Raw genomic sequence first — 25,735 nt, 5'->3', positions numbered from 1 at the left:
AACTCAACACTGCCCCTTTTTCATCACATATTTTTGAATGACCTGTTTTATATCTTCTGATCGAACAGGCTTGGCGATAAAATCGTCCATGCCCGAGGACAAACACCGCTGCATCGTTTCCTTAGAAACGTTAGCCGTCATGGCAATGATCACAGTTTGTTTGTCTATAACTTTCGTTTTGATTTCTTGTACAGTCTCCCAGCCCTCTTTAAAGGGGATTCGGAGATCGAGGAAAAGCAGATCGTAAGGCGTTTGTTCCAAAGCTGCCAGTACCTCTGTGCCGTTCTCCGCCAAATCGGCAAAGAAGCCGAGTGCTTCCAGCATTTGTTTCATTAGTCTCCGGCTTACGTTGTCATCTTCTCCAACCAAGACACGAATCGGAGCCGGCGTATGGCTCTGGGTTGTAGCATCCGTATGCAGCGGCTTCCGATCTGACTCAACTGGGCTCATGAGCGTCTTGACTGCAATTGTAAAAATGAACGTTGCGCCGGGTTCATTCGACGGTTCTACCCGGATCGTGCCGCCCATTAGTTCAACCAAGGATTTGCTGATCGATAATCCGAGCCCCGTGCCTCCGAACTTACGTGTAGTTGAGGCATCCAACTGGGAGAACGGCTGAAACAGTTCGTTTATCTTATCCGGAGGGATTCCGATCCCGGAATCTTTAATCATAAACTCAAGCGTTAGCGAATTCTCCGTCTCCGCGAGCTTGTTTACCATTATGTATACACTGCCTTCATGCGTAAACTTTACGGCATTACCCACCAGATTATTCAACACCTGACGGAGGCGATTCATGTCCCCTTTTATACATGGCGGCAGCGAAGGATCAACCAGTACCACCACTTCCAGATTTCGTTCCCTGATTTTGGCTGTAAACAAATCAATCGTTTCAATCAGGCAGTGCTGAAGGGAGAAGGGTTCCTCCTCCAATTCCATTTTTCCGGATTCAATTTTTGAAAAGTCGAGAACATGGTTGATGACAGAAAGCAGTGCATTGCTGCTAGTATGGATAATCCCTGCCATCTCTGAATATTCTTCCGGCAAATCGGAGGCGAATAGCAGATCAGACATGCCTATGATCCCATTCAGCGGAGTCCGGATTTCATGGCTCATCATGGCCAGAAACTCTGATTTCACACGGGAGGCGATCTCCGCCGTTTCCTTAGCTTGGATCAGCTCCTGATTAGTTTTCTCTAACTGCCTCGTCTGTTTCTTCAACATTTCACTTTGGATCTGAAGGGTTTTGTTAGCTTCATACATACTGACGTAACCCTCGATTTTGGATTTAAAAATTTGCGGAACGAAGGGTTTCGTCATATAATCCATCGCACCAACGGAATAGCCTGCGAAGATATGCTCCATTTTATTGCTGGTGGCTGTCATAAAGATGATGGGGACGAATTTGGTTTTCTCCCGGGTCCGGATGATGCTGGCTGTCTCTAACCCGTCCATTTCCGGCATTTGCACATCCATGACAATGACGGCAAACTCCTCTTCCAATAAACAGCGCAAAGCCTCAATACCGGAATATGCCCGAACCAGACGATAAGGTTCTCCGCTGAGAACGGCCTCAATGGCAACCAAGTTTTCCGGGTGATCGTCTACTAGCAGGATGTTGACTGCAGAATCCATGACGCCCCTCACTTCCCAACTTGTGGCTTGCTTGCGATTATATTTCGAAAATATAGCTTATATACCCTTATCTTTAGAGAATGAAACTCTAACTCGGGTATCATCGATAGTTCTTAGTGTACGTGTAGGGTAAGACGAGGGATTACTCCCTCGGACTCCCCGTCAAACCGTGCATGCGGATTTCCCGCACACGGCTTTCCTTCGTCAGTTCCCCATCTTCAGGAGTGAGTTTCCTTCATCCGTCGCCGGATTGCCTATTTCACTCCTGAATTAGGAACGTGTGGTGAGTAAGCTTGTTAGAAATACCATTCCTGCCGATTCCAATGCCTTGTTCGGAATCAACCGATTGGAAACCGTCGACTTCTTTTGGCGCATGTAGGCTCGCACCCTCATGCGCGTCCATTGGTCTAGCCGCCCAAACTTCTTCTTTACATTCCCTATGCCGAAATAATTCCCAAATCCTCGGACGATCTCATTTAGCTTCTTTAACATCTCTTCCAGGTTCTTTCCTTGCTGTCTGCGCGTGACCTTCCGAATCTTTTCCTTGAACTTCTTTACCTTTGCTTCCGGTACGAGCAAATAATCCTTCCAATGATCAAATCCTAAAAATCGGAATCCTTCGTCATAGTGGACGACTTTCGTTTTCTCCGGATGCATTCGTAAATGCAGTTCCTCTTCCAGTATTCGTTTGGCCTCTCCGTACGCTGCCTCTGCTTCCTCCTTGGTCTTACACAGGATTACTGCGTCGTCCGCGTACCTCACCACCGCAAACCCTTTTTCCTTCATGCCCCAGTCGAAGCTGTTCAAGTATATGTTCGCGAGCAGGGGCGAGATGACCCCGCCTTGGGGAGAACCGATTTCCGTTTCATGGAACTGATCATCTTCCATGATTCCAGCCGTTAGCCATCCGCGAATGAGCGTCAGCACTTTTCCGTCTGTGATTCTCTCCTGCACTTTTTCCATGAGTCCTTCGTGCGGGATTTCATCGAAGAAGGATTCGATGTCTAGGTCTACCACATGTTCATATCCGTTTCGTTTGGCTCTACGAATGGTCCGTATAGCTTGATGTGCCGAGTATCCTGCCCGAAAGCCAAAGCTATAATAGTAAAAATCCTCTTCGAAGATGGGCTCAATGATTTGACGGACGGCTTGCTGACAGATCCGATCCCGGACCGTGGGAATGCCGAGCGGTCTTAATTTCCCATTTTCCTTCTCGATATACCGTCTGCGCACAGGATCGGGTACGTAACGCCCCTGCTGCAGTAACCTTTGGAGTTCCCTCAGGTTCGTGCTCAGGCTCTTCTCGTACATTTCGATGCTGACGCCGTCTACACCGCCACTTCCTTGATTCTTCTTCACCGATAGCCACGCTTCGTGCAGATTGTTCATTTGGTATACCTTATCGATTAAGGAGTAGTAACGTCTTTTCGGTTTCATTGGTGTTTCACCACCTTTACCGTTACTCACCAAGCTGGTCTTGTTTTCGCTACAGAGTATCGATTCCTTACTTGTTCCATCCCGGCAACTACGTGTTAGAAAAAAAACCTTCAATCGCTCCTGCTGCCTTTGGATGTACTCAGGTCGTCAGTTTGCCTCATCCCCAAGCGCTCTCTCGCTCTCGGCGGGACATACCCTCTCGGTCAAACCCTCGCTGGTTTAAGACGTTTACGATCTCCACTCACGAATACGCACAGGCTTTGACGAAGCACGTTCCCTTCGCCTCTGTCTCTCCTCTTTTGGAATGAGAGCAGGGTATGCGACACTACTCTTTTTTTTTTTTTTCTGGCTACTTGCCTCTAAAAAAAAAATTTAGGCACATACTCATCCGGGTTTTCTCCTCCAGTCTGTTACCAGCTTTCATTGGCCCGAATTTACTCACTACTACGGAACGATCCGCCATCTCGCAGCCCTTCGGCTTGACTTTCCCTTTCGGTTATACCTCCCCTACCTCGTCCGCGTTTGCGCCAAGGAGACTACGAGACTTCCCTCAGTTATCTGCACCTTCTGTTCCATCCATCCTGACCCTAAACACGTCGATGAGTCCTACAGGTCATGTCCCTTTGGTTGTTTTCCTGTAAGATACACGTTTTCGTATAGGCTTCCCCGTTTTCTTGGCGGGTCGCCCGACATCGCCGCCACCTCTGGTTCACTGCATTCCGGGCTGGACTTTGCCTGCAGGCCCTTCGGATTCTTCCTCGCGGAAGACACCCTGCCCATCCGGCAACCTGTGGTTGCCGGATGTCTGCTTCGGCTACGGCACTTTAAAGGGTAAAGTTACCGGGTGGATTTGAACCACCTAGATGGTGCGACTGTGAGGCGCACAAAAAAACCGGTTAGAATAAACCGGTAATCTAAAGATAGATAAGTTGATAAAGTTAAAAAATGTTGTTCGAAATAAACTATGTTTATGGAGCGCTGTATCCAGCAAATGCTTTTGCAAATTCTAACGGGCGTGTTATTACCTTACTATACATACTACTCTGTTGGCCAACTAGTGCAGCAATGTTATGCATATGCCTAAAATTGATCTCAAGTAACCACCCTTAGAATTAGTATCAATTGCCACATCTAAACCTAAATCCGCATAGGGTCCATGTAACTCATCAAGGTTTTCGCAAACCAAAGTACATAAAGACAGAATTTCCTGAGTCTTGAGTTTAGTCTGTAGATCATTTAAATGTAATGCATTTTTCAAACCACCACTCCCAATTTCAGCGCACTTACATCATTGGTGTAATGCTTTCCTTTCATACCATATCTAGCAATAATACCAGTACAGTTCCAGGTTTGTGTATTGTTTTTCTGCATTATCACTCGAAAGTCGATGTGTTTATTATGGACTTTCAAACTTACTGACTGCTGAAATAAGTAAGCCCGCCGCCTCTTTTGGTAACACAATAAAGATAACCCTTGTTGGTTAATTCGATCTTTACTATACCTCTGCCGAAGGAGCCGCTCACCGGTTTAAAATAAACTGAACCATAGTCTTTTAACATGCAAATAACATCTTTTGCATTTCTCAATAATGCTGTTTTAGGTAGATGGGGGGTTATCTTAGGGTTATCCTGAAGAGCCTTCCACACTGCCCATTTATCTAAAAAGCTTGGATTAAAGATCTTTTGGCCAACACTAACCAGCAAGTGGTCGTATTTATCGTTTCTTTTTACTCCAATCCTGCGATAGACAACATTAGGGTATGGAAATACCCCTTTCTTCCAAATTCCTGCGCTTCCTAATTCATCTGGTTGGTAGTAGTAACCTTCTATTCCTGTTTTCGCAGGATTAATCCCCTCTAAGGGACAAAGGTAAATTAATCCTTGTAAATTCTTATAATCCCACAGGTATTCAAGGTACTTTGTTCTAATGCCTGGGGAAACATGTACTCTCGAAGTTAAAATAGCAATTACCGGGACCTCAAGGACTAACGGGACCTACTACCATTTGCCGGAAATCAGCAGGTAAATATGAGCAGCTTTGTCATATTCAAAATAGCTGAATTGTAAAATATGCAAAGACTCAAATCACTTCTCGTTCTGATACATAGGAAATTGAAAGGGTTCGTTTACACATGCACTTGAGGGATTCAAATCTGCATTTCGTCCAAAAATGATTTATTCAAGCTCGAAAGCTTGTATGATAGTTAGATCAAGCTCTAGAACAGCGGCATTAGAAAAGAGAGGTGATCCACTATGTATCGAGTGGCTATTTGCGATGATGAGGACAAACAAAGAGAGATTGTCAAAGGCTTGCTGATTGCGTTGTCGATCAAGGTGAATATTGATTTTGAAATTGAGGAATTCAGCTCAGGGGAGCAGCTTGTATCTCATTATGAGCGTAATGCCCCCCCCTTTCACATTTTAATATTGGATGTTGAAATGGGTGGTATAAACGGGATTCAGACTGCCCGCCAAATACGGAATTTAAAACACCTGGATGAACAAATTGTGTTTCTGACAAGCTACCCGGAATATATGGTGGAAAGCTTTGACGTAATGACCTTCCAGTATTTAATCAAACCCATTACTCCCCAGGTGTTAGAGGAGAAAATGATCAAGCTATGCCAATACTTCCAAGCCCTTGATAAAAAGTTTATGATCATCAAGTCGGCCTTTGAAGAAATTGTGCTGAAGCATGATGATATCATTGCGATCGAAGCGGCTAAAAGCCTAACCATAAAAAGTAAGCTGAATTTTATAACCCTCAATCAAACCTATGAAGGTAAAGGCATCCTTACCGATTATGCTCTGGCACTCAAGGACAACAACTTCCTGCAAATCCACCGTTCCGTCATTATTAATCTGCTTCATGTGCGGAAGTTCGCCAGCGGAGTTGTGCTTATGTCAGGTGGGATTGAGCTGCCGATCGGCCGCTCTAAACTGAAAGAGGTTAAGGATTGTTACACCAAATTTATGATAATGAAGGTCCATTGAGATGATTACGAACAACTGGATGTTTGGGTTGTTTGTTGAGGTTGTGATGTGCCTTCAGATCATTTATTTCTTTAACTCGGTGTTTGACAAATCTGCCCAAAAGCAAAAGCGGTGGATTTACTTTATTATTTTCGGGGTGCTTGGTTACGTTTATATTTCCGTTCCGGTTTCCTTTGTGATTTCTTCGATCCTCGCTTTAGTGGTCATCTTTAGTTTGGCGCTAGCCTATACTGTGGAACTGAAAACAAAGGTCATTTTTACTGTGCTGTATGGTGTGTTAATGTCTATTGTTAATTTTATTTCGAACTATTTTTTTTATCTGTTGGATTCGGTTGACCTTACCAGTCTTGATCCAGTAAATGAACAGAATCAGAACTTGTTATTCAAGGCCACCCTGCTCAGCTTCACGATTATGTTTGCCGTCATTCAAATTATCCGGCTGATTGCCAAACGCAGAAGCTTCTCTTTGCATTATCGTTACTATATATTATTTATACTTGTCCCTATCATCAGCATCTACCAGCTGAATGTGCTCACGAATTACAATGAGATGAACATCCATTACTTCCTTTCTGCTATTGGATTTCTTTTTATAAACGTGATGATCATCTACATTTTTGATACGATTATTGATAAATTCCAGTTCAAGCATGAGAATGCCCAACTGCAGCAGCAGATGGACTACCAGGATGCAAATTATGAAAAGACTGTACACAGCTTTAAATCGATCAAAAGAATAATTCACGACACGAACCAGCAGTTTCTCTATATCGAGGAGTGTATTAAGCGAAATGAGCCGGCGGCAGCATTAGAGCATATCCGAACGACGTTAAATAAAGTCGAAGGCTCCTATCAGCGGGTAAATACAGGCCATTTGGTGATAGACGCCCTCGTTACTAATACGCTTAACATCGGACAAGCGAATGGCATTCGGATAGATACGAAGCTGAACTTGTATTCTCCTGAGATATTGATAGATCGCTATGACTTATGTGTCGTACTCGGAAATATGTTAGATAATGCGATTGAAGCTTCCAAGCATGTGAAAATCGCAGAGGACCGGTACGTGGTGATCAAGATATTTTCCCATGAGTCCGCTCTGTTCATACACATCCTTAACCATATGGATAATGAAGTCGTTCCTTTGCGCAGCCAAAAGCCTAACCCGGAGAATCATGGCATCGGGCTCACGAATATCGCAAGACTCTGTGATAAATACGGCGGACATATGACTATTGAAACCAAGCAAAAAACCTTTCACAATATGGTCATGCTGCCCTTTTGAACGGACAATCCCTAAACAAGTTGTTGTTTAGGGATTGTTTTTTGGCGTTTCGGGGTGTTTTTGCATATACCAGCTTCCTCTCTTGTATGCTGAATACAGACCATTAAATCCCGGTGAATTCCGGTAAAGGAACCTAAGGAGGAAGTAAGCATGAAGAAAATCATTGCTGTAGTAATGGCAGCTATGCTTGTGGTCATACCCATGAGTTCGGCTTCAGCACAAATCAGCAAGGAAACCGTACAGGAGAAGGCTCAAAAACTGGCAGCAAAAATCGTATCCGACTATGGGGTAACTGGCTTGCAGTACGCCATTATGGATTCGGGATCGATTGTATTATCCGACAGTGCGGGTGTTCGCAATAAAGCCGCCAACGCTCCAATTACGAAGGACACAATGTTCGGTATCGGCTCCGTCAGCAAAATGCATGTAACAGCTGCAGCGATGATGCTGGCTGATGTGGGCAAAATCGATATCGATCAACCGCTTGTCACGTATATCAAGGATTTTACCATGGCCGATGAAAGATATAAGAAAATCACACCACGCATGCTTATGAATCATTCGTCAGGGCTTTACGGAACTCATTATGCAAATAGCATGCTGTTCGATGACAATGATACCCGCAGTCATGATGAGTTATTGCTGAGGCTTCAATCTGAGCGTTTAAAGTCCAACCCGGGCGAATATTCGGTGTATTGTAACGATGGATTTCAGCTGCTGGAAATCCTCGTGGAACAAGTAAGCGGCTTAAGCTATACCGAATTTCTGGATCAGAAGGTTATCCAGCCGCTGAAATTAATCTCCACCAAAACGCCGCTTAGTGCTTTTGACAGAGAAAAACTGGCGAAAACCTATTACCCTACAATGGAACAGGCTTTGCCAGTTGAGAATGCCAACGTCATTGGTGCAGGCGGGCTCTACTCCACTGCTGAAGAGATTACAATTTTCGGGGATTTATTGATCGGTAATCGGACGAATATTTTATCAGAGAAGTCATCCACCGCGATGCAAAATCCTGAATATAGAAATGGCGTGTGGGTACCTGAGGAGACAAACATCTATAACTATGGTTTAGGCTGGGATGCCGTCAGCTTGGCTCCGTTTGATGATTACGGCATCAAGGCCTTATCCAAAGGCGGGGATACCATTATGTATCATGCTGCCTTGACTTCATTGCCTGAACATAATATTTCAATCGCTGTCCTGTCATCGGGAGGGAGTTCGATCTACAATAGTATTTTTGCAACTAATGTTCTACTGGAATATTTACAGGAAAAAGGCAAGATCAAAGAGGTTTTGCCGGATCGAACCTTTGAACCATCCGTGAAGGTCAACATGCCGGAGGAGCAGCTCACTTATTCTGGACTATACGGTGCAGTTGGCACAACGATCGATGTGGAGATTAAGAACGGAGAGTTGAAACTTCCCGCTCTGGTCGGGGGGATTATTCCGCCACAAACCTATGTGTATACAGGCAAAGGACAATTCAAAAACAACGATGGCAATGTGTCGATAAGCTTTGACAAACAATCGAATGGAAATACCTATATTAAGCTAAATTCATATGTGGATATTCCCGGAATCGGGCAAACGATTATGGTCACCTATGAATATCAGAAGCTTGATGCCAATCCTCTGCAGGCGGCAACCAAAGCCGCATGGGAAAAAAGAAACGGTAAAAATTACTATGAGTTGGGAGAAAAGATCAATTCGCTATTCTACCTCTCCCCTGCCATCTTAGTCAAAAATATAGCTGTGGATAGTGAAAACGGCTATGCATCAGGTACTAAAATTGTTGATGAGCATACAGCTGTAAATGCCGTTGAAATTCCGGTTATGAACGGAAGGGATGCCTTCAATTTGAGCTTCCATACCGTGAACAACAAAGAGTATTTGACAATAGATGGGCAGTCTTATCTAAGTGAGGATGCTGTTAATCCAATCTACGGCGGAAAAACGTCGATCTGCACGATTGAGGATAACGGTCATGCCGTATGGTTCAAAATCGGTGACAATTCGGCTGCTAAAATGATGAGCGTTGAGGCTCCGGCAACCGGAGGATTCGTCGTTTACGATGAGAAAGGAATGCTTGTGTTCTCCTCTATCTTTAATAAAGATAAGCCAGTCGCCCTCCCAAAGGGCGGGATGATTGTTTTCGGCGGCGAGGCAGGAGATGTTTTTCAGATTAGTATGAAGAAATAGAGGTTATCAAGAAGAAGCCGCAATTCTTTGATTTTGAAACGCTATTCCCGCAAGTTCCCCTGCTTCTTAGGTGTAAAAACTTTATTTTGTCCGTATTAAAAAGACGGCAGTCTATCCAAAATATTGAATGGCTGCCGTCTTTCGATATTATGTCTTTTGTGCGGTATGTGCGTGATCCGGTGCTTTTTGGTTCATGATCGGCAACATGACCAGTGCGCCAAGAAGAAATAATAATCCTGCTCCGCTATAGATCGTACCCAGCGAGAAGGCATCTTTTAACACACCAGCGAAAGACATGGAAACGACCATCATCCCAACGAACATCGGATTCAGAACCCCGTTCACCCGGCCGACAATGGAAGCATGTGACCATTTCAGAATCATTGTGCTAATCCCAATATGAATGCAAGGGAATACTAGCCCATTCAGAAATTGAACAGTCAGCGTGACCGGAACGCTCGTCGAATACCCGACAATCACTGTACAGACCGCGCCTGCCAGCATCCCTATCGCTAGAAGAAGCTGCGGCGGAACCCGCTTTGCGAATACGGCTACGATCCCGCCCCCGATCAGCATGGCTGCACCATTCACCATCAGCAGATATTGCAGGAATTCCTCACTTTTGCCTAGCCGCTCCGTTACAATAAACAGGTTGAGAGCTTGGGCTATGCCAACCGAAAGTCCCGCAAGAATAAACGCAAGTCCAAGCATACGTAGCACCTGGCTTTGCCAGACATAACGAAAGCCTTCTATGAAATCTTTACGGAACTGCCCTTTTACAGCAGCTTTCTGAGGTTCCATATTATCCTCAGGCAGCCGAATAAGGACGAGTGCAGAAAGCAGAAATACTACGCCCATTACAGCGATCGAAGTTTCAAGGCCAAACTTGCTGTAAACGAAGGTGCCAAGCATAGGGCCAAGCACCATGAAGATAGCCATCAGCGATTGGAATAAAGCCATCCCTTGCTGCAGCTGTTCTTCCCGCACATGATACTTAAACAATCGCATGCTTGAAGGCTGCGAGAACTGCGAAAGAATAGCTGAGATGAAGGCGACAAGGTAGACGGAGTGCCAGGAACCGTAATGGATGGTCAGAAGTACTACGAATACCGATACCGCGGATAATAAATCGCACCAGATCATCGTTCGCTTCGGCCTCCAACGGTCGGCAAAAGTACCTCCGATGAAAGAAAAAACAAAAATAGGCGCGAATTCAGCTACGCTGATTAGCGAAATGGCATAGGGGTCATTGTTTGTTCTATCCGCAACGTATAGGAGAATAGCGAAATTACGTACCCAGATGCCGATCTGCAGGAGCACACTTGATAATAAAATCGTCTGAAGGAACCGATTACGAAACAGGCTTGGTGCATTGGAGCTATTTTCGTGCCTACTCAATCTTTTCAACCCCCAATTTGTCTAAAATACTTATCTTAATGAATCGAATGCCTCTCCTTTCAATTCCTAATTATACTGACCTCATCATCGTGCACATCCTTCTAAAGTCTGAAATTACAGAATGCATATCCGAAAACTAACACAGGATAGATTTAAGAAATCAAATATTAGCAGGTTTGAGCTTTCTCACTTCTTGCAGATGAAAAGACAAGTATAATCCTAATCCGGCAAAAGCCGTCAATGTCCAGAATGCAATGTGGATGCCTTGGAGCATATCCAGCGGAAAGGATAAGGAACTGGCACTCGCAGTTGAAGTCATTATCGTTACAAGCAAGGCACCTCCTATTGAACTGCTGAGCGAGCGCAGCGTAATCGTCATTGGAGAAGCATGAGCAACCATAGTGTTTGGGATACTTGCCATGGCATAGGCCGTAATTGGAGACATTACCGCCCCTACTCCAAACATAAGCAGGGCATACATTATAACCAGTAGATTAAAGGACGTCTCTGTTGATAACGTGAGGGCAAGAGTCAATGCCATGATCAGAATGAGCAGAAATCCTCCCTGAGTTACGCGGCTAACCCCAAACCGGTCATATAGCCTGCCTGAGATCAGACCGGAGACACCAATCAGCAATGCACCCGGTAACAGCATAAGCCCGGACTCCCGAGGTGTTAAGCCTCTTATCGTCTGTGCATACAGAGGAAGAAGCATCTCAACCCCCACCATCACCGCAAACAAGATCACCCCCACAATGGAAGATCGGGTAAAGGAGCGGTGCCGAAACAGCTTGAAATCGAGCAAAGGTGCCGTGAGCTTGAGCTGTCTTTTAATAAACACCGCCACGATCAGGAATCCGGCCAGAAGGATGACCCCAGCGACAGCGGAATTTCCCATTTCTTCCCCGACAATGCTAAATCCATACAAAATACCAGCGAATCCGAGTGAAGAATAGATAATGGACCTGGAGTCGAGTTTGGTCTGATGAGTCTCTCCTACATTCCGCAGCGTGAAATGCGCTAAGAATAAATTGGCGGCTGCAAGCGGCGCCACAGCGTAAAACAACAGTCTCCATGAATGGTTCTGAACCACGAACCCAGACAGAGTGGGCCCAAGCGCCGGAGCCAGCCCCAGGACCAAACCGACTACTCCCATCGCTGCACCGATTTTCTCCTTCGGAAAGACTCTGAGTATTGTCGTCTGAAACAGCGGAAACAACAGGCCCGCACCGATGCCTTGAACCAAACGCCCCGTCAGGACTAGCGGGAAACTCCAGGCGATCCCGGCAACCAATGTTCCTGCTGTGAACGCTCCGACAGAGGCCATGAACAAGGCCCTCGTGGTAAACTTTCCGATCAAAAATCCGGCAATAGGAACAGTTATACCTATCATCAGGTAATACACTGTAATCAGCCACTGCGCTTGATTCTCATGAATTGCAAGATCCTGCATGACACGCGGCAACGCCGTATTTAACATCGTTTGCATCAATTGGGCTAGAAAATTGGCAACCACCAGGGAGGCAACAATAATGCTGGGTTTATTAGTCAAGCTATCTTCACCGCTTTCAGAAGTACTATTCGGATGCAGCGAGCTGCTGCAACGCGTGTATGGATACAGTTATCCCTTTCGATTGAATGAGTTATGAATCATCCTTTCAAGATTGATAAAATACATTATAGATACAATATATCTATAATAAAGATAAATAATAGACTTCGAATATCCACAATATATCTAATAGATTATTTTGTCAATCTAATTTTCACTTATTCATGTGCTTGCCCTTATAAAACAAAAAGATCCGTTAACTGCTTCTAGAGCAGTTAACGGATCTTTGATAGTAAATGATGCGGTCGAGAGGACTCGAACCTCCACGATATTGCTACGATCCTCACCCACTTTAATGTAGAATATAGTTAAGGCTTCAAATTAATCGTTTACGGAGGTAGGAATGATGAAATTACGTATCAAGTATATAAGTTTGAGTGCCATACTATTTACTGCTGTCTTCATCTTTGGAAAGTCGGATACGCTAAATGAACAATTTGTAGAATCACCAATAGTAGACAACGTTAGCTCGGAATTAGTTTCTGATTCCCACCTTCCAACTTCAGATCGGAATCTGATTGAAGTTCCGGTGGTTGACGAAGACAAAGGTCTCGTTCAGCTCATTCCGATTTATAAGAATGAAGATGCTCCCCAAATTAAACTTTTGCCATCCAGATAACCTAACGCTCAATTAGAAAACACTTCGCAGGATAATCGCCAAGGCTAACTGCAGCGGGTGGCTTGTGCCAGCTCAGAAAGCCATTTTCCCCGATCCCCTTCGGCTTTGGCGGCTATCTTCTTCAGTTTGTCCGTTCCGCCCCAGATCAAATAAACGATATGCTCCACCTCATAGTTCTGCAGACCGCGTACTTGTTCGAGCAGCAGCCGGAGATGAGCCTCATTTTCTATATCGGTTTGAATCTTCAGCTTCATCGAATCCGTGCTGTGCAGCATACATTTCACCAGCGTAGGAATTGTCTCCAAGTGAATGCCATGCCGTTCGGCCAACGCGACTGTGAAGTGATTCTGAACGGACTGGTGTTCTTCGTCAACCATCCCCATGTATTGTTCTACTAATGGAAAATAATCCTGATCTGTAAGCCCAAGGCCGAAGACCGCATAACTGCCCGGCATGCAATTTTTTTCGCCTTCCGTATCCGCATACCATTCGAATGTTTCCATCGCCACCCGGGCGTACTCCTCCAGCAAGGGGTGCAAATTCGGATATTCCAGGGCGTTGGCAAAGAATCGGTGCGTGCTCGACTTTGCCAACCCTTTCATCGGCAGCCATTGCTTGACGCTTGATTTCAGTTTGATTTGATAGCTTTTCGGGAAGCCCAGGCTTAGCAAGTGAGTCAGAAACCGGAGTGCCCGCGCGTAGCTCTCCTCCGTTTCTTGCTTAATGGCTATGGTCACCTCGGCAAACACATCGTTGGCCGTGCATTCCGCCAGTTCATCGCGAAAGCTGACGTCCTCCTTGGCGAACGTTCCACTGCCTTCCTTTGTCAGAAGTTTTGCCTTGGCGCTTCCCAATTCGATAGCGCAATTCAAAATGGTCAGCCCCACACTTCTACTATAGGAAGGTTCGTATTTAAGAATCAGGATTGCAGCATAGAGGGCCAGCTCGATCGCACCTTGCTCCGTATTTTCCAGCCGGGCATCGCTTCTTTTCTTATATTCTTTCTGCCACTGTGTCCCTATATTATCGAAATAACAGGGCAACCAATGACTCTCTACCCAATTCCTCAAAGCCCCGGTAACATTATTCCGATGCTCAGCAAGATGCTTGTTCCCTTTATTCACTTGTTGAATGTTCTCGAAAATAGAAATGATTACACCGGGATCTGTGTCAGGGAAGAGCCTCTCGTCCAACAGGTGTCTGGAAAGGAAAAATGTCTCCAAAGGTTTGGTCGGAAACTTTCCCGCTTTGAGCTTATCCGCAATATAGATGGAGATTCGTTCCAGCAATTGTTGCTTCTTTGTCTCGTCAACGAATTCGAGAATACGAACGTTGACTCCGCCCTCCCGCGTCCGAAACTTGCCGTCAAAAGTAAATTGATAATCGATTAGCGCCGAAGGCAGCGCATTCAATTTATGCTGCATATAAGAAGCAAGCTCAGGGACAATCTGCTCTCGCACTTCTTCCTTGCTCAGCAGCTCGCCGGGGATAGCCTTACCTCCAGGCAAAGTGAGATTGAGCTCATCATCCGTCACGTCAACCCTGCCCTTGGCATATTCGAGCAGAGCATGACCGTGAATTCCCACCTGCAGTGTGGTACGTTTTACGATTTTATCTGCATCCTTATTGCTAATATAGGCTATCCAATTATCAATTTCCTGTTTCATTTCGTCCAGAATCGTTTCTAACGTGGAATCCATTTCCATAAAGTGCTCCTTTATTTAGTGCTGTTATAAGTTACTTTCTATCATAGCCTGTCCTCCAAGGCAGAACAATTAGGCGCGAGACCCAGTTCTATGCTGGGTTCCTATAAATTGATCGGAAACAGGTTTTAAAGCCAGCGTGGTTGGACGTCCCGTGTACGAAGAAAAGACGTCCCTTAACTGCTTAGGACGTCCAAAATGAAATAAATAGTCTACTTAATTTGATCTTTCCCTTACTTCAGCAGATAATTGTATGAATATCGTTACTCACTTGCCTTAAGAAGTGTTGAATCAATGAGTGCTTGGACATTCAAGACCGAAATCATACGATTCTTGGATTCATACCTACACTCGATCACTTGCTTATTGGGATTATCAGGTGGTTCATGAACGACAGAATCAGCAGCGGAGGCAATGTCTTCAACAGAATCAACAACTAAAGCTAATTTATGTGTATGCAAAATGATGAACTTGTCTTGTTCACGGCGTTCCTGACGAGAAATATTCAGTTTTATTCTCAGGTTAATGACAGTGTAGAGTTCTCCGTAAATAGTTGTGAATCCTTCGTGCCAAGGTTCGGCGAATAGAAGCGGTGTGGATTTTTTAGAATCTTGGATTTCCCCGATAGTATTAATATCGAGTCCAAAGTCTTCATTTCCGAGTTTGAATACAATGATTTGATCCATAAATTAGCCAGCTCCTTCTGATGTCAAATAAGCTCTTTGTTGTTTAGAATAGTCAAACAAATGTATCACACTTTGATTAAAGTCTTTCTATTTACTTTCGGAAGGAAGTGACGAAGATATGATACGATAATTTTTTTATTTATAATGGATTGTTGAAAAAACCTTGAAAGGCACAACGCCAATCAAGGTCGATTATATAATCGTTCAAGTTAGCTGCGCTCGGAGGGATTGATAATGGCCAGAACCTGATGATCCTCCCAGACCCCATTGATCTTCACATTACTTTGAGCGATGCCTTCTTTGTGGAACCCGGCATTCTCAAGCACGCGCATGGATCCGGGATTCCGGGGAGAGGCTTCCCCTGTGATCCGGTGAAACTTCAGCTCCTCGAAGGCATAGCGCACCACCTGCTTCACAGCCTCCGTCATATAACCCTTGCCGTTATAATCCTGGTCCAGGCAGTATCCGATCATGCAGCACTGAAGCGGGCCCCGCACCACAAAGGACAGCCCTACGTTACCAATAATCCGGTCGTCCGCCATGTGGCATACTATGAAGTCATATTTCCGGTCCTCCGCTCTATCAGCCTTACTCTTCTTAATCATTTGGAGCTGCTGCTCCTCCGTATAGAACTCATCGGGGTTGGTTGGTGAAAACTTCTCAAAAAACTCCCGATTTTGCTTGAACATTGCTGTCAATTGTTCGGCGTCCGCTTCCTCCGGGAATCGGACGTACACTCGCTGATCTAACATTTGCACCATCCCCTACTAACAAATATATTTAAATAATCATATCACAGGAAGAAAGGTTGGGATATTAGCATTTTGCCACTTTCGGCTTATATCGTTACTACAAAAAAAGTCGCCAATATGGCGACTTCTAATGAAATCATAATTCCTTCATAATCGTAAATGTGCCGTCGTTACGGTTCTGGAACACAAGATTCCGCTTAATGCTTCCTAAGTAGTCGGATAGTAAAAATTCATTGTTACCGACCTGACGCAGTCCTGAACCGTCCAGCCGAATGGCGAAAGTCCCTCCCGCTTCCAAGTTTTCAGCCTTTGCGGTGAAATACGCCCATCCGTGCAAGATGTCCAAAGGCTCAAGTTCCCAACCTATTATTTTACGAACAATTTCATTACCTTTTTTAAACAGATGAAGGTAAGTCGTGTCTGCCTCCTCATCATGCTCTACAAAAACGAACGAATCGGAACCTGCATCACCCATGTAATCTGTCATATAGAAAAAATAAGTAGAGAGTTGCTCCTCATTGTTCTTCGCGGTTTTCCAGTTATATTCGATTTCATCGTCTTTCTGCACGATATACTTCTCGCCAGTGGACGGCAAGGGCTGTCGCATAAGCGGAAAATAGACGTCCAACCCATCAGTTTGTATTCCTGAGCCAATGTAATAGCGATACCTTTTATCCTGCGCATCCAATAGGGTTGAACTAACTCTGACCTTCGACTTTCCATCCAGCGCCATCCGGTATACGCCAGGTTCGATAGTCATGCCATTGGTGACATAATAGATGCTCTTGTTCTTGAGAAAAAATTGATCGATTTCCCCTAAGCTGGTCAGGCGCGTCAATCTCTTGGAGGACACTTCTAGCTTGTAGATATCGCTTGTCTGGTTAACCCCATGCTTCAGAAAATATAATGTCTCGTAATCTTCATACAAGATATTGCTGTAAATACCGGTCATGACCATAGTAGTCTTCGTCTTGCCCGGACCGAAAATTGTCTTATACAGCCCCTCATTATCTTTTGCCCAAAAGATTGTCAAAGGTTCAAAGGGTTTAGGGTAATCGATATTTTGGACTCTAATTTTTAATTCGGGTGCTTGTTCAAGATTTGGAGCGATTCTAGTTCTCCCCAGAAAATAATTCAAGCTCTCTCATTATACATATATTCGACAAAAGGGATTATTTTCCTCTGCCTTTACATGCAGCGGTGTGGGGAGCGGCCTTCAATTGCTGACGCTGGTAATATAGCCTCGGCCAGTGTTGGCCGGAAGATTTCTTTTTGACGCCGCTGCTCTTCGGAATGAATTGATCCAATAGACAAAGCAAATAAACCGTACGCCTTTGAAGGGCTGCGGTTTATTTGCTTCATTATAAGGATGATATTTTAAGTGTAATATTACAGTCCCTTAACTTCAAACTCATAGATTCGCGCGGCTGTATCGGCACCCTGCGAGGGCTTAGTAATGATTAATTTTACATAGCGGGCTTTAAGTAGCGCAATCGCATCAGTCGTCTCGGCTGCTGTGTTTCCTTGGACCTTGACGGCATCGGCCCAGTTCGTACCGTCGCTGCTCACCTGAATGGTATAATCGCTGGTATTAAACCCGGACCACTCTCCTCCGCTCTCAGCATGCTTGATGACAAAGGTGCTGATTTGATGCTCGGCACCCAGATCGACTTGAAGCCAGTGAGGCAGATTGCCAAGTGCGCACCATTTGCTGTTGTCCGACACTCTACCGTCTACGGCATTAGGCGCTCCTTCCTTTTCCCCGCAGGCATGATCGGCTGTTGCAGTTTTGCCAAGTGCCAGATTCTTCACCGCACCGGCTTCCTTGCTTACGGTGATGAGCGCCTTTTTCGTCACTGTGTCTTGGCCCGAGCTGTTGGTTGCAGTCAGGGTCACGCTATACACGCCTTCCTGATTGAACGTTACCACCGGGTTCTTCGAGGTGCTGACAGCCGGACTTCCGCTTTCGAAGGTCCATGACCATCCTTCTGTCACTTCGGTCGACAGGTCGGTGAAGTTTACACTCTCACCTGGAGCCACCAGCGTCCGATCGGCTTTGAACTCCGCAGCCGGCTTCGGATAGGCCGGCCAGCTGACCTTCACGCTGGAGGCCTGACCTTGCTCGTATCTTCCATTGACCGCAACGACCTTCAATACCGTGACCGCTTCCTTGTCAATTCTTCTCATCTCAGGGACGTAAAACACATGATTTGGCGTTGCACCCATTAGCACCTCATTGCCATCCGGCAGTACACGATAGATTTCGTACTGCTTCACCTGCTGATCAAGCGGTTTCCACTGCAATCTGGCATCTCCATAGATTCCATTGCGGAAATCGGATTGAGTGGCTTTAAACTCCCGAACCGCCGGGAGCGGTTGAATCGGGTCGTTGGCATTTTGGATGGAGAGCTGGCCAATTTGTATGGCATAATCACTTATCGTATCCTTGGTGTCAAAATACAGTGACAACGCCACGATCCGTTTCCCTTTATAAGGGGTCAAATTCAATGTTTCTGTAGTCCAGCCTGGTGATGTCTTATCCTTCACGTTAAGGAAGACAAATTGGCCGGGATGGTCTGCGAAAGCAAGGCCAACCTTCAGGCTCGGCTTACTCTGCGTTTTGAACGTAACCGACAGCTTCGTTCTTGCTTCGATCTTCAGATCTGTCTTGTAGAGCTTCAGATGTGTCGCATTGTCATGGTTCAGCACACCTGATACCTTCAGCGAGCTGCCGCCGTAATAAGCATCGGACCAATCGAGCACCGGAGTAAGCGGTGTTCCTTTGCTGTCTGCGATCCAGCGCCATGTCGGCAGGACATCCTGCAGGCTCCGGTTGTTCCATCCCTTATCCCGCACCTGCTTCCCTCGAACATAATATTTCTGTCCGCTTCCAGTGTTGAAGCTCGTGATGAAGGGCAGCTCATTTACCGGGGATGCTTCGACCACATCGTTCGCGATTCCTTTCCAGGCTTGGCTGCTCGCGGTATTGCCCGGATTTCCGTTTGGACCCACCCAGAATTTGTTCTCGCGGATGAAGAAATCCTCCATACTCTCTGCGCTGTTAAAAGCCCAGTCCGGGCGGTAAATACCCAGAGAAGTGACTGCAGGCTCTCCTTCAGGGAACAGCAGATTCCAGTTCACCTTCGTATCGTAACCCTTGGCTTCAACATCAATGCCTGCATACAGGTCAAACGGACTTCTGCCCAAGCTTGCGGCCTTCTCTGCCGAGCTTTTAAGATCCTTCCACCAGAAGTTCAGGAACATGCTGTCTGTTATTTGCTTCCCATTGTCTTGCAGGAACATCGCATTTTTGTCATTTAGGGCATTCTGCCAGCTGATACTGCCTTCTTTGGTCATGGAATCGTACCATACGATGTGCATAGATGTAGACTTGTGCGATTCAAGATAACTCAGGAAAGCTTTCATTTTCTGTGCATCAGCCGGCGTTCCACCCTCGGTCTCCTGGTTAATGAACCAGCCGTCAAATCCGTAATGCTTCGCAACCTGGATCAGCTTGTCAGCGGCAGGAAAGGAGCCGTCGCTATTCTGCTGAAGCATCTGCTTCACCCATTCATATTTCCCGCCATACACCGTTGGCGGGAAAAACACCGTTCCGATGATCGGCACGCCATTCTTATGAGCTGCATCGATCGTATCGGCGCTTGGAGGCACGATGATCCCTTCGCCGGCCGAGCCGCCCCAATAGACCAGTTTGTCAACATATTGCCAATAGGTAAACGTGTTCACCCCGAATTTGTCCGAGCCCTGTGAGGGTACTCCACTTGTTCCCGAATTGAGTGCCGATAAAGCCATAACCTTCGGCGCTTTAGTCGCATGCGAGTTGGCTCCTGCTCCCACAAAGCGGTCCTGCAGCGGGACTGTACTGCGGTTGAATGTTGCATCCGGGTCGGATGCCGGACTCCACTGAAGCAATTGCTCTGGAAACCAATAGGATGAATAAGGCTGTTTTGCGAACGCAGAAGTGGATAATGCAGCACACATCACAACTAAAAAGATAAAACCTGCACCTATCTTTTTCATGCCATCCTCCTCCAATTGATCATCTGTGTTGTTAATAGTAGAATAATGCCAGCTTTATTTATTGGCTGCTTTCCACTCGTCGTATTGCTTCTGTGCTTCTGCTATGACTTTATCTAGCCCTGCAGCCTTCATCTTGGAGATTGCCTTCGGCAGATATTCATCCGGGTCGACTGCACCTGTCATGATAGGTGGATAGAATTCTTTTACAATCGCCGAGATGGATGCTACTTCGGTCTTTACTGGATCGGGGTTGAAGTTGAAGCCGAAGCTTGGAGCAACCTTGGCGGAATTGTTGAACTCCTTGAACGCTTCCCATTTATCCGCAGGGTCTTCCTTGTGGCTGTAGGTCAGGAAAAGATTTCCTAATGCGAATCCCGGCATCTGGTACCCGTCTTTCATAGCCGGCAGATCTTCAATGACGTCTTCAGAGATCTTCTTATAATGCGTGCCTTCGATACCGTAGTTGATCAGATTGCGCAAATATTTGTCCGTATTAAGCAGGTTCAAGAACATCATCGCACGCTCCGGATTTTTGGAATTCGCCGAGATTGCGTGCATAGAACCGGTAGCGGAGCCTGTGAAGATAACCGGATCCTGCATCGGTGAGGTCACAATGTCATAACCCGCACTTCTCGACCAGCCCAATTCTGCATAAGGCTGCGTTTGCTCGCGGTCAGCAAACCATTTGCCTGTCTTGATGTTATCAATGCCTTCCAGAGTTGCAACATCTTTGCGCAGATATCCGGCTTGATAGTATTTGCGAATGGTTTTGAGCGAGCTTTTCAGTTCGTCGGATTCAAGGATATTGACGTATTTGCCATCCGTTGAATTCATATTCATACCAACCGGGAACTCATCGCCCAGGAGGAAGTCGAACGGCATATAAGGCTTGAAGCCTTTCGGTACGGCCAGTGGTGTAATGTCAGCCGGCTCGCCTTCCTTGATTTGTTTCAAATAAGGTTCGAGATCCTCTAGGGTGCGGATTTTTGTAATATCCATCTTGTACTTGTCGACATACTGTTTGTTAAAACGCCATACCCATTGCGAAGCCAGCTCCTTGTTCACCGGCACGGCATAATTTTTGCCATTCACCTGCGATCCAGTCAGGAAACGCGGGTCGAGCTCTTTTATAATATCCTGACCGTATTTTTCCAGTAAATCATTGATTGGCAAAAATGCACCCCGAGTCGCGTTGGGCAGGTAGTCAAAAGCCCAGGATGAGGTGAAAGCGATATCGTAATTCTCCCCGGAAGCAGTGATAACCGGTAACCGTTTCGAGTAGTCGCCCCAGTCAATCATTGTGATGTCGACGGTTGCGTTGATTTTGTCCGTCAAATATTTATTCATTTCCTCTTGAATCTTTGGCAGGTCACGCTGTGGACCACCGATCAGGTATACCTTGAGCTTTACAGGGTCCAGCTTATCCCCGGTCTGGTCGCCAGATTCCGTTGGACTAGCCGCTTGGGTCTCGGAGGGCGTATTCCCATTACTGTTCTCCTTCGTGTTGTTGCCGCCACAGCCAGCCAACGTGGAAGCAAGTGCAAACAGAAACACAACCATCAGCAATACAATTTTCTTGGACTTCATATGTCTCCCCCTAATCAATATAAATATCTATTGTTACTGCCCTGCTTCGGGCAGCTACAACTTATCCAACTTATTCCTTAACCGAACCAATCGTAAGTCCTTGGATAAAATACTTTTGAAAAAACGGATACGCCAGCGCGATTGGCAGCGTAGCCAGCACAACCATCGCCATACGGACCGTTTCTGTCGGCAAGGTCGCAGCAATGTCGTAAGATACTACCTGGCTGCTGTTCTGTACGATGAAGTCCATATTGTTCTGAATCCGGATTAACAGTGTTTGCAGTGGAATTAAATTTGGATTATCAATATACAGAAGCGCATTGAACCAGTCATTCCAGAAGCCAAGTGTACTGAAAAGCCCGATAGTCGCAATACCCGGCAGCGAGATTGGCAGCACAATACGTGTGTAGATGCCAAATTCGGTTGCTCCGTCGATCTTGGCCGATTCGATGATCGCATCCGGTACAGTCGTCGTAAAGAAGGTGCGCATGACGATAATATAGAAGGCGTTCAGAATGGATGGGAATATCAGCGCCCAGATGGAATCCCGCAAATGAAGTACTTGCGTAACGACGATATATCCCGGGACCAGTCCCCCGGAGAACAGCATGGTGAAGAAGGCGAGAAAGCTGAAGAACCGGCGCTGGTCAAAGTTCTTGCGTGAAATTGCGTACGCATATGTAGAAACGAGATACAGCGTCAGAACTGTTCCAATGACCGTTACGGCCAGGGTCACTCCCAAGGATTGGACCATTTGCTCACCGGACCGCATCAGAAACCGGTAGGCGTCCAGACTGAGCACCTCGGGCAGGATGCTGAAGCCGTTGATGGCCAACGTCTTCTCGTCCGTAAAGGAAATGATAATGATAAAAATAAACGGGAAGATACAGGATAGGGCGAATAAGCACACCCCCACATTAAATATAAAATTCCATAATGGACTAATCGCATTGATGTCCCTGGTCTTCTTCCTGGGAGCATAGAGCAACGTTCTCTCCATAGATTCGCTTAAGTCATTCATTGCAGGCACCCCCTTGCCGATTTTTTTAGAATACGGCATAATCCTTTTCAATTTTGCGTACAGCGTAATTCGCGAGCAGAACGAGAATCAAACCGACAACGGATTGATAAAGGCCTGTAGCCGTACTCATACCTGTATCGCCCATGATCGTCAGCCCCCGATACACGAATGTGTCGATAACGTTGGTGACCGGATACAGTGCGCCGGAATCCCGCGGAACCTGGTAGAATAAGCCGAAATCCGAGCGGAAGATGCCGCCGAGTGCCAGAACTGTCAAAATGATCATAAGCGACCTCAGCATCGGCAGTGTAATAAACTTGATCTGATTCCATTTGGTAGCGCCGTCGATCATTGCTGCCTCATAATAAGAGCGGTCGATGCCGGCAATTGCTGCAAGATAGACGACGCTCCCGTATCCGGCATTTTTCCAGAGACCCAGAAAGATAAGAAAATACGGCCAAAATTTCGTCTCGCTGTACCAACTGACCGGATCTTCGCCAAAGAAGACAAGGAGCTGATTGAACACGCCCTTTTCGACATTGAGGAACGAGAATACAAAATAGCTAATAATAACCCATGAGAGGAAATACGGCATAAACATCGCGGTTTGGTATAATTTCGCCAGCCGTTTATTTAACAGCTCATTCATAATGATGGCAAGCGTAACCGCGAGAACCAGTCCAAGCAGGATCAAACTGACGTTATAAAGAATCGTATTGCGCGTTATGATATAAGCATCGTCGGTCGAGAACAGAAACTCGAAGTTTTTGAAGCCGACCCACTCGCTTTTTAAAACGCTTTCAAGAAAACCTCCCGGATGAATCCGGAAATCCTTAAAGGCAATAATCGTCCCAAACATCGGCAAATAAGCAAAAATAATAAACCACGCTGCTCCCGGCAGTACCAGCAGAAGAAACGCCCTATTCTTCATCAGTTTCTTCAAGATACCTAGCACGGCTGTCCCTCCTTTGATTCGCTTGTAGCTGAGTTCATCCACTGTTCATCCCCTATAATCAACAATGGTAGACTTCAGCTCACTTGGTGTTTTGGATTTTCCCGTTCACCCCTGTCTTTATTATGAAAGCCGGGCAGCCGCCGAGATAGTTGAAAAATACAATAAAATGATGGATTAATTAAAGATAGCGCATTCATTTCACTAAAAAACACACCTCCGCAAGGTGTGTTTTTTTTAGAACCGACAGGTCGCGGCCTACTTTTTCATATACATCGAACGCAGTTCTGTCGGGGAAACGCCGGCATATTTTTTGAACTGCCTGTAAAAGTACGATGTATCCCAATAGCCTACCTCCGTTGCCACCTCCGCCGTCTTTTTGTCTGTGTACAGCAGCAGATGGGTGGCACGTTCGATCCGGTACTGGTTCACATAATCGGAGAAGCTCGTGCCCGCCTCCTGTTGAAACAACTGCCCCAGATAGTTGGGATGAAGGTCCAGTTTCTGGCTGAGCGTCTTCAGCGAAAGCTCCTCTTTGTAAGTGTTTTTCACGAAATCCAGTACAGCCATCACATGCGGGCTATAGTCCCTTTCAGTCGCATGGTATGTATCAAGTGTTTGATGGATCACCCTTTTCACCAGCCGCTTCAGCCCGCTGCGAGTATGGATTCTGGATAAGGGAGCGAATACGCCTCCGTAGTCCGGAGTCTTTTCCAAAGTCTTGGCCGCCAGCATAAGCTGGATTGCGGAGTTGAAGAACGGCGTTCTTGCCGAGTGCCCATCCTCTGCCTGAACATCAAAGAAGTCGTCGATGAACCGGTCAACCTCAAGACTTTTCCCGTCCCGGAGCAACTTATGGAATTGATCCATAGCGGGCTCCCTATGCTCATATGCGGCTTCTCCTTCGTTGTCCGATGTCACTATTAGAGTCTCTGACTCGCCAAACAAATGATTCTGAAGCCACAGCTTTACTTGTTTGCAGCTTTGCGGAAACCCCAGATAGGATTGCTCGGACTGCCCTTTCACGCCCCATACACAGGCGCCTGTATCAGACGCGATCCACTGCTTCATCCCGCGAAGCGCATGATATTGCCATTCTTCTTCTTCCATGCCGGTTGAAGCGAACAGCACGATGATATCCCCTTCCTGATCAGGGAAGCAGATGATTTTACAGCCGTCCGGTAAATGTTTATTACCTATGATTTCACACTGCTCGGCGATTACGGGTCTGTAAAACTGCGGATCATCCATTTCGTGATCGGTTACGATTCGCAGCGCAGCAGCGCAGTATCTTGACTTGGTCAAGGGGATTTCCAGCAGCTGCGCGCGCTCCCGGAACTCTTTGGCATCAATGGTTTCGTTAGCCCACCGCTGCAATATATTATTCCTCAGAATCCTCCAGCTCTGATCCATTTGGATTTGTCTGATTTCCTCGCGCTCCCAATCATGCTGCATATGCTTAATCGTCGCTTCCAATTCGTCGATATTGACCGGTTTGAGCAAATAGTTCTCGACACCCAGCGTAATACCTTCCCGCACGTAATTAAATTCCTCGTAACCGCTCAGAATAATGAACTTAGTGAGGGGACTACGTACTTTGACCTCACGGATCAGCTCAAGTCCTGTCATCTGGGGCATCATGATGTCTGTGATAACCAGATCTACGGATAAGCCGTCCAGTTTTGCTAGCGCTTCCACACCATTGCGCGCTGTATCTGCAATTTGCATATGATTCGCATTCCAATCAATGATGGACTGCATTCCTTCGACAATGAGTGGCTCGTCATCTACCAGCAATACGTTCCTCATTCG

17 protein-coding genes are annotated in these 25,735 nt (G+C 46.1%); 4 read left to right on the top strand and 13 right to left on the bottom strand.

Going from position 1 to position 25,735, the window contains the following annotated elements:
* Positions 1 to 3: 3 nt before the first annotated feature.
* A complete protein-coding gene (locus NSS79_RS17450; protein WP_342435459.1) occupies positions 4 to 1,635 on the bottom strand; it encodes a response regulator in 1,632 nt (543 codons plus the stop codon).
* Between the two features lie 270 nt (positions 1,636 to 1,905).
* Positions 1,906 to 3,072: a group II intron reverse transcriptase/maturase gene (gene ltrA, locus NSS79_RS17445; protein ID WP_342435458.1), complete on the bottom strand. Its 1,167-nt coding sequence runs from the start codon at positions 3,070 to 3,072 to the stop codon at positions 1,906 to 1,908.
* A 2,252-nt stretch (positions 3,073 to 5,324) separates the two neighbouring features.
* On the opposite strand from ltrA, the gene NSS79_RS17440 reads away from it, so the two are divergent.
* The 3 genes from NSS79_RS17440 (at position 5,325) to NSS79_RS17430 (ending at position 9,552) form a co-directional block, all read left to right on the top strand.
* Complete coding sequence (locus tag NSS79_RS17440; RefSeq protein WP_342435457.1) at positions 5,325 to 6,065, top strand: LytTR family DNA-binding domain-containing protein; 741 nt, start codon at positions 5,325 to 5,327, stop codon at positions 6,063 to 6,065.
* A gap of 1 nt (position 6,066) precedes the next feature.
* The gene (locus tag NSS79_RS17435) at positions 6,067 to 7,350 is read left to right on the top strand and encodes an ATP-binding protein (RefSeq protein ID WP_342435456.1); all 1,284 of its coding nucleotides are present in this window, start codon (positions 6,067 to 6,069) and stop codon (positions 7,348 to 7,350) included.
* 150 nt (positions 7,351 to 7,500) lie between these two features.
* The gene (locus NSS79_RS17430) at positions 7,501 to 9,552 is read left to right on the top strand and encodes a serine hydrolase domain-containing protein (RefSeq protein ID WP_342435455.1); all 2,052 of its coding nucleotides are present in this window, start codon (positions 7,501 to 7,503) and stop codon (positions 9,550 to 9,552) included.
* A gap of 147 nt (positions 9,553 to 9,699) precedes the next feature.
* Here the strand turns inward: NSS79_RS17430 and NSS79_RS17425 are convergent, their stop codons facing one another.
* Positions 9,700 to 10,950 (bottom strand): MFS transporter, encoded by a 1,251-nt coding sequence (locus tag NSS79_RS17425; protein WP_342435454.1) that lies wholly within the window; start codon positions 10,948 to 10,950, stop codon positions 9,700 to 9,702.
* A 160-nt stretch (positions 10,951 to 11,110) separates the two neighbouring features.
* Positions 11,111 to 12,502 (bottom strand): DHA2 family efflux MFS transporter permease subunit, encoded by a 1,392-nt coding sequence (locus NSS79_RS17420; RefSeq protein ID WP_342435453.1) that lies wholly within the window; start codon positions 12,500 to 12,502, stop codon positions 11,111 to 11,113.
* A 403-nt stretch (positions 12,503 to 12,905) separates the two neighbouring features.
* On the opposite strand from NSS79_RS17420, the gene NSS79_RS17415 reads away from it, so the two are divergent.
* Entirely contained in the window at positions 12,906 to 13,181 is a 276-nt protein-coding gene (locus NSS79_RS17415; protein WP_342435452.1) for a hypothetical protein, read from the top strand.
* Between the two features lie 44 nt (positions 13,182 to 13,225).
* On the opposite strand, the gene NSS79_RS17410 is transcribed toward NSS79_RS17415, so the two are convergent.
* The 9 genes from NSS79_RS17410 to NSS79_RS17370 form a co-directional block, all read right to left on the bottom strand.
* Entirely contained in the window at positions 13,226 to 14,881 is a 1,656-nt protein-coding gene (locus NSS79_RS17410) for a DUF6138 family protein (protein ID WP_342435451.1), read from the bottom strand.
* A gap of 266 nt (positions 14,882 to 15,147) precedes the next feature.
* Positions 15,148 to 15,570 (bottom strand): chemotaxis protein CheW, encoded by a 423-nt coding sequence (locus tag NSS79_RS17405; protein WP_342435450.1) that lies wholly within the window; start codon positions 15,568 to 15,570, stop codon positions 15,148 to 15,150.
* Positions 15,571 to 15,779: 209 nt separating this feature from the next.
* Positions 15,780 to 16,322, bottom strand: a complete 543-nt coding sequence (locus NSS79_RS17400; RefSeq protein WP_342435449.1) for a GNAT family N-acetyltransferase — start codon at positions 16,320 to 16,322, stop codon at positions 15,780 to 15,782.
* A 136-nt stretch (positions 16,323 to 16,458) separates the two neighbouring features.
* On the bottom strand, positions 16,459 to 17,460 hold the full coding sequence (locus NSS79_RS17395) for a hypothetical protein (RefSeq protein WP_342435448.1): 1,002 nt from the start codon (positions 17,458 to 17,460) through the stop codon (positions 16,459 to 16,461).
* A 251-nt stretch (positions 17,461 to 17,711) separates the two neighbouring features.
* Complete coding sequence (locus NSS79_RS17390) at positions 17,712 to 20,363, bottom strand: discoidin domain-containing protein (RefSeq protein WP_342435447.1); 2,652 nt, start codon at positions 20,361 to 20,363, stop codon at positions 17,712 to 17,714.
* A 54-nt stretch (positions 20,364 to 20,417) separates the two neighbouring features.
* Positions 20,418 to 21,950 (bottom strand): ABC transporter substrate-binding protein, encoded by a 1,533-nt coding sequence (locus NSS79_RS17385; RefSeq protein WP_342435446.1) that lies wholly within the window; start codon positions 21,948 to 21,950, stop codon positions 20,418 to 20,420.
* Between the two features lie 70 nt (positions 21,951 to 22,020).
* On the bottom strand, positions 22,021 to 22,971 hold the full coding sequence (locus tag NSS79_RS17380; protein WP_341118824.1) for a carbohydrate ABC transporter permease: 951 nt from the start codon (positions 22,969 to 22,971) through the stop codon (positions 22,021 to 22,023).
* 25 nt (positions 22,972 to 22,996) lie between these two features.
* Positions 22,997 to 23,926 carry an ABC transporter permease subunit gene (locus NSS79_RS17375; RefSeq protein WP_342435445.1) on the bottom strand — a complete coding sequence of 310 codons (930 nt, stop codon included), beginning with the start codon at positions 23,924 to 23,926 and terminating at the stop codon, positions 22,997 to 22,999.
* Positions 23,927 to 24,181: 255 nt separating this feature from the next.
* Complete coding sequence (locus NSS79_RS17370) at positions 24,182 to 25,732, bottom strand: response regulator transcription factor (RefSeq protein ID WP_342435444.1); 1,551 nt, start codon at positions 25,730 to 25,732, stop codon at positions 24,182 to 24,184.
* Positions 25,733 to 25,735: the final 3 nt, after the last annotated feature.

Origin of the sequence: Paenibacillus sp. FSL L8-0436 (genome assembly GCF_038593025.1) — a bacterium.
Classification (GTDB): Bacteria; Bacillota; Bacilli; order Paenibacillales; family Paenibacillaceae; genus Paenibacillus_AQ.
This window is presented reverse-complemented; position numbering and strand designations above follow the sequence as displayed.